The organism is Streptomyces lycii (genome assembly GCF_009735685.1).
GTDB classification, from domain to species: domain Bacteria; phylum Actinomycetota; class Actinomycetes; order Streptomycetales; family Streptomycetaceae; genus Streptomyces; species Streptomyces lycii.
Window position 1 is genome coordinate 73,247 of sequence record NZ_WHPN01000254.1, and the last position, 11,282, is coordinate 84,528.

The window sequence follows — 11,282 nt, forward strand, 5'->3', positions numbered from 1 at the left end:
GCGATGCGAAGAAGGGGAAGCCCGTGGCTCACCTGCTGATGGTCGAGAGCTGGGTCGGATCGATGAGCAGACTCCTGCCACGGGCGATCCGTGAGGCGGGCCACGAGTTCACCTTCCTCACCCGCGATCTCCACCACTACCTGCGTTCCGCCCCCGAGGGCACCGCTCACCCGCTGCTCGCCGCCCGCCATGTGCTGACGGCCGACACGAACGACACCGAGAGTTTGCTGCCCTTCGCCGAACGCGCCCACCGCGCCCTGGGCTTCGACGGGGTGATCACCTCCTGCGACTACTACCTCCCGGCGGCCGCGCGGATCGCGGGGGTCCTGGGGCTGCCCGGCGCCGACCCGGAGGCGGTCGGCAACGCGTGCCGCAAGGACGCCACCCGCCGGATCCTGGACCGGGCCGGCATACCGGGACCCCGCTTCGCGGTCTGCGACGACTGGGCCGGAACAGCCGAGGCGGCACGGGACATCGGCTATCCGCTGGTGCTCAAGCCCGTGGACCTGTGCGCCGGGATGTTCGTCCGCCGCGTGGACGACGAGCCCGCGCTGGCACACGCGTACCGGGCGCTGGCCGGGTTCCCCGTCAACGCCCGCGGACAGCGCCGCGCCCCCGTCGCCCTGCTCGAAGAACTCCTCGAAGGACCGGAGGTCAGCGTCGAGACCGTGTCTTGCGGCGGTAAGACCCATGTCGTCGGCGTGACCGACAAGAGCGTCGGCGGGACGCCCGCCTTCGTCGAGACCGGCCACATGTTTCCCGCCGCGCTCCCGGCGGCCGACGCCGAGGCGGCCGAGCGGACGGCGGTGGACGCGCTGGAGGCGCTCGGACTCGACGCGACCGTGGCGCACACCGAGATCAAGCTGACGCCCGGCGGACCGCGTCCGGTCGAGGTCAATCCGCGCCCGGCCGGCAACCGCATCACCGAACTCGTACGCCGGGTGACCGGCATCGACCTCGCCGCCGCCTGCGTCGACGTCGCCCTCGGCCGCGAGCCGGACCTGCGGCGCAGGGACACCGGTCTGAGGAGCGCCGCCATCGGCTTCCTGGTGCCCGGCAGCGACGGCGTCCTGGAGGCGGTCGACGGCGCCGACAGCGTGCGCGGCGCGCCCGGCCTGCTGGAACTCCAGCTCGCCGAGGCCGGGAAGACGGTCAGGGCGGCGGGCAGCAACAACGAATACCTCGGTCACGTCATGACCGGCGACGCCGACGGCCCCGGTGCCCGCGACCGCGCCGAAGCCCTGCTCGCGCGGCTCCGCCCCCGGGTGGCGGCCCGATGACCGCCCCCACCGGCACGGCCGCGGCAGCGGCCACGGCTTCCTCGTATCATCAGCTCGTCGAGCGGGTGCTCGGCGGCCACGCCGGACCGGACCCGCGCGGCCTGCGCGTGACGGTGGCGTTCACCACCCGCCAGGCCGTGCGCCACGACGGGCGCGGCGGCGGCTACCGCAACGAAGTGCTGAGCCTGCGCCTCGGCGGAGCCGTCGGCTCCTGCGCGGCCGAGCCCGGCGAACTGCCCGACGGCGCCGTCGAGGAGTGCGTCGGCGCGGATGTCGGCAGCCTGCTCGCGCACGCGTTGCCGCCGGTGCGCGTGGCCGCCCTCGACGCCTATCTCATGCATGTCCGGCCGCACGTCCCGGAGAACGGCGCGCGGCCCTGCCCGCTCCCGGCGGGCACCTCGCTGGAGAAGTCCCGGGCCCGGGCCCGGGCCGTCGTCGAACTGCTCGGCACCGCGCCCGGGGGCACGGTGCTCGTCGTCGGCGTGGTCAACTCGCTGCTGGAGGCGCTGCGGGCGCGCGGGCTGGCGTACGTCCCCTGCGACCTCAAGGGCGGCACCACCGAGTGGGGCGAACCGGTGCGCACCGACGCCCTGGCGGAACTGGAGCGCTGTGACGCGGTCCTCGCCTCCGGGATGACGCTGGGCAACGGCACCTTCGAACCGCTGCGCGAGCAGGCGCTGCGCCACGGCGTCCCGCTGGTGATGTTCGCCCAGACCGGCAGCGCGGTCCTGCCCCGCCTCATCGGCGCGGGCGTCAGCGCGGTCTGCGCGGAGCCGTATCCCTTCTTCTGGCTGGACGGCGGCCCGGGCACCGTCCACCGTTACGGAGCCGCCCTGTGACCACGGCCGTCCTCAGCCCGGCGGGCAACCGCGAACTGCTCGGTCTCCTCGGCCGGACGCCGCTCGCCCGCATCACCGTCGACCTGCCCTGCCCGCAGCCGGGTTTCTGGGCCAAGCTGGAAGCGCTCGGCGCCGGCGGCATGAAGGCACGGGCCGCCGTCTCCATGCTGCGCGGCGCGCGGCAGCGCGGCGAACTGCTCCCCGGCGCCCCGGTGGTGGAGTCGACGTCCGGGACCCTCGGCATCGGGCTGGCCTTCGCCGGACAGGCCCTCGGCCATCCGATCGTGCTGGTCGGCGACATCGAGCTGGAGCCCTCGATGCGGCAGCTGCTGCGCTCGTACGGCGCGCGGCTGGAGCTGGTCGACCGGCCGGCCGCGGAGGGCGGCTGGCAGGCCGCCCGCCTCGCCAGGCTGCACCGGCTGCTGGCGGAGCTGCCCGGCGCGTACTGGCCCGACCAGTACAACAACCCCGACAACACGGCCGGTTACGCGACCCTGGCGGCCGAGCTGGCCACCCAGCTGGACCACCTCGACGTGCTGGTGTGCAGCGTCGGCACGGGCGGCCACAGCGCGGGAATCATCGGCCCGCTGCGGCGGCACCGGCCGGGAATCCGGCTGATCGGCGTGGACGCCACCGGCTCCGCCATCTTCGGCCAGCCCGCCCGGCCCCGGCTCATGCGGGGCCTGGGCAGCAGCATCCATCCGGGCAACGTCGCCCACGACGCCTTCGACGAGGTCCACTGGGTCGGCCCGGCCGAGGCCGCGGACGCGTGCCGCCGGCTGGCCGCCGGCAATTTCGTCAGCGGCGGCTGGAGCACCGGGGCCGTGGCTCTCGTCGCCGCGTGGGCCGCCCGCGTCCACCCGGGCGCCGTGGTCGCCACCGTCTTCCCCGACGGGCCGCACCGCTATCTCGGCAGCGTGTACGACGACGACTTCGCAGCCGCCCACGGGCTCGACCCGGCCGCAGCCGCCACCCGCCCCGTCGAAATCCCGCACCCGGCAGCCGTGGAGGCCACCGGGTGGGTCCGCTGCCGGACCGTCACCGACCCCCTCGACACCCCCGCGGAAGAGACCCCGTGAAGACCGACCAGTTCGTCCAACAGCTGACGCTCACCGAGCCGCTGCGCATATCCCGCTCCACGACGGCGGCCCGCGAGGCCGTCCGGCTGACCGTCGAACACGAGGGGCAGCACGGCCACGGCGAGGCCGTCACCAGCGTGTACTACGGCCTCGACCGCCGGACCCTGACCCGGGCGCTGGACACGGAGTCGCGGTGGCTCGCCCGCTTCGCCGAACCCGAGAGCGCCCTGGCGGCCGTACGCGACGGGGAACGGCGGGAAACCGCGCCCGCCGTGCTCGCGGCCGTCGAGTCCGCGCTGCTCGATCTCGTGGGCCGGCGCGCCGGACTGCCGGTCCACGCGATGCTCGGCGCCGCCGCTCCCCCGTCCGCCGCGACCGCCCGCACCATCGGGATCACCACGCCCGGGCGTGCCGAGGCACAGGCCGCCCGCCTGGCGGGGGACGGCTTCTCGGTCCTCAAGATCAAGGCCGGCGCCCCGGATCCCGCCGAGGACCTGGAGCGCGTACGGGCCGTCCGGGCCGCCGCCCCCGGAGCGCGGCTGTTGCTGGACCCCAACGGGGCCTGGACCGCGCGGACCGCGGAGCGGCTGCTGCCGCTCTTCGCGGCGCTGGGCGTCGAGGCCGTCGAGCAGCCCCTGGAACCGGGTGACCCCGAGGCACTCGCCCGGCTCGCCCGGCGCTCCCCGCTGCCGGTCATCGCCGACGAGGACGCGGCCGGTGCCGAGGACGCGCGCCGGCTCGCGGGACGCGTACAGGGCATCAACGTCAAGCTCGCCAAGTGCGGCGGGGTGAGCGCCGCACTCCGGATCGCGGAGCTGATCGCGGACACCGGCACCGACCTGATGCTGGGGTGTCTGACCGCCAGCAGCCTCGGCATCGCCCCCGCCGTCCACCTCGCCGACCGCGCCCACTGGGTCGACCTCGACGGGCACCTGCTGCTCGCCGACGACCCGTGGAGCGGAATCGGCGGCACCGACGGCACCGTACGGGCCAACCGCAGTCCCGGACTCGGCGTGCGGCTCCGCGACCGGGAGGCGGGAACGTGAAGACGTGGCACGAGATGCGCGCGTTCCCGCTCGCGATCCGGCTGCTGCTGGTCAACCAGCTCGGCGTCAACATCGGCTTCTACCTCCTCATCCCCTATCTCGCCCTGCACCTGAGCGAGGACCTGGGCATGTCGGCGGCGGTCGTCGGCATCGTCCTCGGTGTGCGCAACCTCAGCCAGCAGGGCCTGTTCCTCATCGGCGGCTCGGCCTCCGACCGGCTGGGCGCGCGGGGCGTCATCATCGCCGGCTGCGCGCTGCGCACCGTCGGCTTCGGGCTCTTCGCGCTCGGCGACGGACTCGCCGTGCTGCTGGCCGCGTCCGTGCTCAGCGGGCTGGCCGGGGCGCTGTTCAACCCGGCCGTGCGGGCCTATCTCGCCCTGGAGGCGGGGAGCCGCAGGGCGGAGGCGTTCGCCCTGTTCAATGTGTTCGCCACCACCGGCGCACTGCTCGGACCGCTGATCGGCAGCGCCCTGCTGCTGGTCGACTTCCGTGCCTCCGCGCTCACCGCGGCCGGGATCTTCGCCGTCCTCACCGCCGCCCAGGCGCTCGTCCTCCCGGCCCGCGAGGCCCCTCCCGCGGGGAACAGCGTGCTCACCGACTGGCGCGAGGTCGTCGGCAACCGCCGCTTCCTGGCCTTCGCGCTGGCCATGGTCGGCATGTTCACCATGGAGAACCAGCTGTATCTGCTGCTGCCGGAGGGCGCGCGCCGGGCGACCGGCTGGGACGGCGCGGCGGGCCTGGTCTTCCTCGTCGGCACCCTGAGCAACCTCGGGTTCCAGCTGCGCATCACCCGTGCGCTGAAGGAGCGGGGCAGCAGGGCGCGCTGGATCGGTGCCGGGCTCGCGCTGATGGGCCTGGCCTTCGTACCGCCGATGGCGGTGCCGGGACACGGGACTGCTCCCACGGGCCTCGCGGAGACGGCGCTGCGCGCCCTGCCCGTCCTGGCCGGCGCCCTGCTGCTCTATCTCGGCATGATGATCGCCCAGCCGTTCGTGATGGAACTGATCCCCGGCTTCGGCCGCCCGGAACTCACCGGCACCTACTTCGGCCTCTTCTACGTGGTCTCGGGCGTCGCCGCGGCCGCCGGCAACACCGTCGTGGGCTGGGCCATGGACACCGGCGAGCGCACCGGCGCGCCCTGGCTGCCCTGGGCCTGCTGCCTGGCCCTCGGGCTGCTCTCGGCGGCCTGTGTCGGCCGGCTGCACCGCCGCCGCGCCCTGCCCGGCGCCAAGGCGCCCGTACCGACGGCGGTCTGAGGGGACACCCGTGGACAACGCGCACATGAGAAACCTGCTCACCGACCACCCCGCGCTGTACGAGACCCGCTTCCCCGATGCCGGGCGGCTCGCCGGGCGCTGGGCCGAGGACTGCCTGCGGCGCCACGGGGCCCCCGGGCCCCGCGTCCTGGACATCGGCTGCGGCACCGGCCGAGACGCCGCCCACCTGCACGCGGCCGGCCGCACGGTCACCGGCGCCGACCTGTCCGGCGCGATGCTGGAGTACGCCCGCGGCCACCACCCGGGCCCCGAGTACGTCCGGGCCGATCTGCGCGGCTTCGCGCTGGGACGCTTCGACGCGGTGGTCTGCCTGGACAGCGCCCTGCTGTACTGCCACACCAACGACGAACTCGACGGCTTCCTGGCCTCCTGCCGCCGCGCCCTGCCACCCGGCGGCCTGCTCGTCGCGGAGATGCGCAACGGCGCCTTCTTCCTCGGCCGCACGGAACTGCTCGACACCCCGGCCGTCGACAGCTTCACCCGGCAGGGCACCACCTACACCTCCACCACCACCCTGTACGTCGACCGCGCCGCGCAACTCCTGCGCCGCACCCGGGTCTGGACCGCCGGCGACGGCTCCCCGCCGGCCGAGCAGCGCTCCGCCTGGCGCCTGCTCTTCCCGCAGGAGCTGCGCCGCCTGCTCGCCTGCCACGGCTTCGAGGTGCTCGCCCTGTACGACGGGCCGGGCCCGCGCACCGAACCCCCGTGGCGCGAGGGCGATCCGCCCGCCGCGACGGCCGACGGCGACCGGCTGCACCTCGTCGCCCGCCGGACCCGCCGCGACCGGGCCCCCTTCCGCCGGCAACCCCGCATCCAGCAGCAAGGACACCGCCATGACCAGCCATGACGTATCGCTCGACGCATCCTGTTCCGCCGGCCTGCGCCGCCGGGGCTTCCTCGCGGCGGCCTCGGGCGCCGCCGGGCTCGGGGCGCTCGCCCTCGCCGGCTGCTCCGGTGCCGGCCCCGCCGGTGACCCGGCCTCCGGTGACGGCGGCAAGCCGAAGCGCGGCGGACGGCTCCGTGCCGCGTTCGCCGGCGGCGGGGCCTCCGAGACCCTCGACCCGCACCTCGCCAACCTCTTCGCGGACGTCGCCCGCGCGAAGGCCCTCTTCGACAAGCTGGCCGACTACGGCCCCGACCTGTCGGCCCGGCCGCGCCTGGCCGCCGCGTGGGAGCCGGACGCGGGCCTCGTCCGCTGGAAGGTCACGCTGCGCGAGGCCGTCTTCCACAACGGCGAGCCGGTCACCGCCCGGGACGTCCTCCACAGCTACCGCCGCATCACCGACCCGGAGCGGGCGTTCCGCGCCAAGGCCTCGCTGGAGCCCGTCGACCTCGGGGCGAGCAAGGCCCTGGACGCGCGCACGATCGAGTTCGTGCTCAAGCGCCCGACCGCCGAGTTCCCCAATGTCCTCGCCGCGTTCGGCGCGTACATCGTGCCCGAGGGCGAGCAGGACTTCGACACGGCGCCGGTGGGGAGCGGCCCGTTCCGCTTCGTCTCGTTCGCCCCCGGCAAGTCCGCCGTCCTCCGCCGCAACGAGGACTACTGGGACGGCGCCCCGTATCTGGACGAGCTGGAGTTCGTCGTCGCCAACGAGGAGTCCGCGCGGGTCAACGCGCTGCTCGGCGGGCAGGTCGAGTACGCCCACGAGCTGAACCCCACCACCGCCCGCGCGCACGAGGGCCGGGGGCAGATCGAGATCGTCCGGCTGCGCGACAGCTCCATGCAGTCGTTCGCGATGAAGACCGACCGCAAGCCCTTCGACGACAAGCGCGTCCGGGAGGCGTTCTTCCTGATCGCCGACCGGCAGGAGCTGGTCGACGGCGCGCTCTCCGGCGCCGGCCGGATCGGCAACGACCTGTTCGGCAGGGGATACGAGTACTACGCCGACGGGCTGCCGCAGCGCGAGCAGGACCTCGGCCGCGCGAAGGCGCTGCTGAAGCGGGCCGGGGCCGAGAACCTGAAGGTCGTCCTCGACACCTCGCCGGTCGCCGCCGGGTTCACCGAGGCAGCCGCGATCTTCCGGGACCAGGCCGCCCGGGCAGGCGTCACCGTCGAGATCAGGTCCGGCAGCAAGGACAGCTACTGGAAGGACATCCTCGACTCCGGCACCATCTGCTCCTACCGCTCCGGCGCCATGCCCATCGAGGCCCACATCTCCCAGCGCCTGCTGACGGGTTCCACCACCAACGCCACCAAGTGGCGGCACGAGGACTTCGACGCCCTCTACCAGCAGGCCCAGTCCACCCGGGACAAGGAGGAGCGCGCCGCCGTCTTCGAGCGCATGCAGCGCCGCCTCTACGCGGAGGGCGGCTTCCTGGTGTGGGGCTTCGCCGACTGGATCCTCGGCACCGCCCGGGGCGTGCGGGGCGTGGAGGCCGGGGCGCCGGCCAACTCCCTGGACTGGGCCCGCTTCGACAAGGTGTGGCTCGCGTGAGCGGACTGCGGTCCTGGGCGGCCCGGCGCCTGCTCCTCGGTGCCGCGCAGACGGCGGCCGTCGTCCTGCTCGTGTTCGCCCTGACCGAGGCGCTGCCGGGCGACGCCGCCGTCGCCCTCGCCGGGGACCAGCCCGACCCGGAGCGGATCGCCGCGATACGGCAGGCCATGGACCTGGACCGGCCGGCGCACGAACGCCTGCTGGAGTGGGCGGCCGGCCTGCCCCGCGGCGACTTCGGCACATCCCTGGCCTCGGGGCGGCCCGTCAGCACGTACATCGCCGACGGCTTCGGGCCGACGCTGCTGCTCGCCTCCCTCACGGTCGCGCTGCTGGTGCCGGTCGGCGTCGGCCTCGGCGTCCTCGCCGCCCGCCGCGAGGGACGGCTCGCGGACCGGCTGGTCAGCTCCGTCACGCTCGGCGCGTACGCGGTGCCGGAGTTCGCCTTCGGGGTGCTGCTGATCACGGTGTTCGCGCTGCGCCTGGGCTGGCTGCCGCCGACGGCCGTCGGCTACGGCACCGATCTCCTGGCCCACCCCGCCGCGCTGGTGCTGCCCGTCGTGGTGCTGCTGACCCGCCCGGTGTGCTCCCTGGCCCGGCTGGTGCGGGCCGGCATGATCGACGCGCTGGCCTCGCCGTACGTCGCCCAGGCACGGCGGTACGGCGTCCCGGGCGCCCGCGTCCGGTACGGGCACGCCCTGCCCAACGCGATCACACCCGCCGCCCAGCAACTCGCCAGGACCGTCGACTGGCTGCTGTGCGGAGTGATCGTCGTGGAGGCGCTGTTCGTGATCCCCGGCCTCGGCACCGTGCTGATGAACGCCGTCGCCGAACGCGACGTGCCGGTGGTTCAGGGCCTCGCCGTCGTCTTCGGCGTCACCACCGTCGTCCTCAACCTCGGCGCCGACCTGGTCGCGCGCCGCTTCGCGCCCCGGGCGGAGATGGCGGCCTGATGCTGAAACCACGCTTTGTGCTCGGCGCGGTCATCGTCGGCCTGCCCCTGGCGCTGGCGCTGCTCGGACCGGTGCTCGCCGGGGAACCGGGGCCGCGCGCCGCTTCCTTCACCCTCGGCGGCGGGCACTGGCTGGGCACCGACTTCGTCGGCCGGGACGTCTGGCGGCAGGTCCTGCTCGGCGGCCGGTCCGTGGTCCTCGTCGCGCTGGCGGCGACCGCGCTGGCGTATCTGGTGGCCCTGCCGCTCGGCCTGATCAGCGCGCTCACCCACCGCGGCTGGCTGGAGGAACTGCTGATGCGGCCTCTGGACGTGCTGCTCGCGGTGCCGTCGCTGCTGATGATCCTGCTGGTCGCCGCCGTCCTCACCCCGGGCGCGGCGGGGCTCGCGCTGCTGGTGGCGCTGGTCAACATCCCGGACGCCGCCCGCGTCGTACGGGCCGCCGCGGCCGAGGTGGCGTCCCGCCCGGTGGTCGAGGCGCTGCGGCTGCAGGGTGAGAGCTGGTGGCGCACGGCCGTCGGCTACGTCGGCAGGTCGGTCGGGCGCACGCTCGCCGCCGACGCGGGCGTGCGGCTCACCGGGGTGCTCTACCTCGTGGCCACCGCGGCTTTCCTCGGCGTCGGGGTCGAGCCGGACGCCGCCGACTGGGCGGTGATGGTCGACCGCAACCGGACCGGACTGTTCGTCCAGCCCTGGGCCGTGGTCGTGCCCGCCCTGCTGATCGTCGCCCTCACCATGGGCGGCAACCTGCTCGCCGACGCCGCACTGCAGAAGAGGAGACGGACGTGAACGCGGTCGCCGAGATCACCGGCCTGAGCGTGGAGGTCGACGGCCGGGCGATCGTCGAGGGGGTGAACCTGCGGGTCCCGGCCGGCCGGGTCACCGCCCTGGTCGGCGCGTCCGGGAGCGGCAAGACGACGACCGGGCTCGCGCTGCTGGGCGAGTATCCGCCCGGCGCCCGGGTGACCGGCGGTGTACGCGTCCCCCGGGGCCGGGTCGGCTACGTGCCGCAGCACCCGGGCGCCGTCCTCAACCCCGCGCGCCGCGTCGGCGCGCTGCTGCGGGACATCGCCCGGGACCGGGTCCGGCACCTGCCGCGGCCCGGACGCCGGGCCGCCGCGCACGACCGCGTCCTGGAAGCGCTGGCGCTCGCCCAGCTTCCGGACCCGGCGGCGGTGCTGCGGCGCTATCCCCACCAGCTCTCCGGTGGCCAGCAGCAACGGGTCGTCCTGGCGCAGGCGCTGCTGCTCGGTGCCGAGGTGGTGGTCGCCGACGAGCCGACCACCGGCCAGGACGCGCTGACGAAGCAGCGCATCGTGGAGCAGTTCGCTGCCGTGGCCCGGCAGGGCATCGCCGTCGTCCTGCTCAGCCACGACCTGGACGTCGTACGCGCGCTGGCCGACGAGGTTCTGGTCATGCGGGAGGGACGGGTGGTCGAGTCCGGGCCGGCGGAGCGCCTGTGGCTCGCGCCCCGGCATCCCTGGACGGCCGGACTCCTCGCGGCGGAACGGCCGGAACTCCCGTCCGGACCGGGCGGGGAGGGAGCGGAGGTGCTGCGCGTCGGCGGACTCACCGCCCGGCACGGCGGGACCCCGGTGCTGCGCGTCCCGGGACTCGTCCTGCGCGGCGGCGCGTGCCTGGCCGTCGTGGGACGCTCCGGCAGCGGCAAGACCACCCTGGCCCGCTGCCTGTCGGGCCTCCACCGGGACCACGACGGGGAGCTGCTGCTCGGCGGCGCCCCGCTCCGCCGCAGCCTGCGCGACCGGACCCGCGCGCAACTGGCCGCCGTCCAGTACGTCTTCCAGGACGCCGGGGCGTCGTTCGACGAGCACCGTCCCGTGCTGGACCAGGTGGCCCGGACGGCGGTGCGGCTCCGCGGCCTGACGGAGCGGGACGCCCGGGCGGAGGCGGTGTCCGCCCTCGCGGGCCTCGGGCTGACCGGGGAACTGCCGCGGCGCGGACCGGGGCGGCTGTCCGGCGGCGAACTCCAGCGGGCCGCGCTCGCCCGCGCCCTGCTCGCCCGGCCCCGCGTCCTGGTCTGCGACGAGATCACCTCCGGACTGGACACCGTCACCCGGCGGGACCTCCTCGGCACACTCGCCGGGCTGCTGCGGGACCGGCCGGACCTGGCCCTGGTCCTGATCACCCACGACCTCGGCACCGCCGAGGCGCTGGCGGACCGGGTCGCGGTCCTGGACGCCGGTGACATCGTCGAGGAGGGCCCGGCCCGGCAGGTCCTCCGCTCGCCGGAACATCCGTTCACCGTCTCGCTGATGGAGACCACCGCCCGGCTGACCGCAGGGAGCGCGGGCAGCGCGGGAACCGCACCCGGCTGATCCCGGACCGGGCGGGGGCGGGTCGCGCCGGACGGCCTCTT

General features: G+C 75.1%; 10 protein-coding genes. All 10 read left to right on the forward strand.

The genetic code is table 11. The features are described from left to right. Positions 1-23: 23 nt before the first annotated feature. The 10 genes from GCU69_RS11085 to GCU69_RS11130 are packed head-to-tail and all read left to right on the forward strand — an operon-like array spanning position 24 to position 11,241. The gene (locus GCU69_RS11085; RefSeq protein ID WP_156205810.1) at positions 24-1,280 is read left to right on the forward strand and encodes an ATP-grasp domain-containing protein; all 1,257 of its coding nucleotides are present in this window, start codon (positions 24-26) and stop codon (positions 1,278-1,280) included. Further along, positions 1,277-2,119 carry a Rossmann-like domain-containing protein gene (locus GCU69_RS11090; protein WP_156205811.1) on the forward strand — a complete coding sequence of 281 codons (843 nt, stop codon included), beginning with the start codon at positions 1,277-1,279 and terminating at the stop codon, positions 2,117-2,119. The genes GCU69_RS11085 and GCU69_RS11090 overlap by 4 nt, the downstream gene beginning before the upstream one ends. After that, on the forward strand, positions 2,116-3,198 hold the full coding sequence (locus GCU69_RS11095) for a PLP-dependent cysteine synthase family protein (protein WP_156205812.1): 1,083 nt from the start codon (positions 2,116-2,118) through the stop codon (positions 3,196-3,198). Before GCU69_RS11090 ends, GCU69_RS11095 begins: the two co-directional genes overlap by 4 nt. Beyond that, positions 3,195-4,244 carry a dipeptide epimerase gene (locus GCU69_RS11100; RefSeq protein ID WP_156205813.1) on the forward strand — a complete coding sequence of 350 codons (1,050 nt, stop codon included), beginning with the start codon at positions 3,195-3,197 and terminating at the stop codon, positions 4,242-4,244. The genes GCU69_RS11095 and GCU69_RS11100 overlap by 4 nt, the downstream gene beginning before the upstream one ends. After that, complete coding sequence (locus GCU69_RS11105) at positions 4,241-5,500, forward strand: MFS transporter (RefSeq protein ID WP_156205814.1); 1,260 nt, start codon at positions 4,241-4,243, stop codon at positions 5,498-5,500. Before GCU69_RS11100 ends, GCU69_RS11105 begins: the two co-directional genes overlap by 4 nt. A gap of 25 nt (positions 5,501-5,525) precedes the next feature. Continuing rightward, on the forward strand, positions 5,526-6,368 hold the full coding sequence (locus GCU69_RS11110) for a class I SAM-dependent DNA methyltransferase (protein ID WP_098750244.1): 843 nt from the start codon (positions 5,526-5,528) through the stop codon (positions 6,366-6,368). After that, entirely contained in the window at positions 6,355-7,956 is a 1,602-nt protein-coding gene (locus tag GCU69_RS11115; protein ID WP_156205815.1) for an ABC transporter substrate-binding protein, read from the forward strand. Before GCU69_RS11110 ends, GCU69_RS11115 begins: the two co-directional genes overlap by 14 nt. Beyond that, the gene (locus GCU69_RS11120; RefSeq protein ID WP_156205816.1) at positions 7,953-8,906 is read left to right on the forward strand and encodes an ABC transporter permease; all 954 of its coding nucleotides are present in this window, start codon (positions 7,953-7,955) and stop codon (positions 8,904-8,906) included. Before GCU69_RS11115 ends, GCU69_RS11120 begins: the two co-directional genes overlap by 4 nt. Then, a complete protein-coding gene (locus tag GCU69_RS11125; protein WP_156205817.1) occupies positions 8,906-9,694 on the forward strand; it encodes an ABC transporter permease subunit in 789 nt (262 codons plus the stop codon). Before GCU69_RS11120 ends, GCU69_RS11125 begins: the two co-directional genes overlap by 1 nt. Then, positions 9,691-11,241 carry an ABC transporter ATP-binding protein gene (locus tag GCU69_RS11130; RefSeq protein WP_156205818.1) on the forward strand — a complete coding sequence of 517 codons (1,551 nt, stop codon included), beginning with the start codon at positions 9,691-9,693 and terminating at the stop codon, positions 11,239-11,241. Before GCU69_RS11125 ends, GCU69_RS11130 begins: the two co-directional genes overlap by 4 nt. The last annotated feature ends 41 nt before the right edge of the window (positions 11,242-11,282 follow it).

Bases quoted from the DNA above. Each gene is read 5' to 3' on its own strand.
- GCU69_RS11090 (WP_156205811.1), top strand. From the start codon at position 1,277: ATGACCGCCCCCACCGGCACGGCCGCGGCAGCGGCCACGGCTTCCTCG.
- GCU69_RS11110 (WP_098750244.1), top strand. From the start codon at position 5,526: ATGAGAAACCTGCTCACCGACCACCCCGCGCTGTACGAGACCCGCTTC.
- GCU69_RS11115 (WP_156205815.1), top strand. From the start codon at position 6,355: ATGACCAGCCATGACGTATCGCTCGACGCATCCTGTTCCGCCGGCCTG.
- GCU69_RS11125 (WP_156205817.1), top strand. From the start codon at position 8,906: ATGCTGAAACCACGCTTTGTGCTCGGCGCGGTCATCGTCGGCCTGCCC.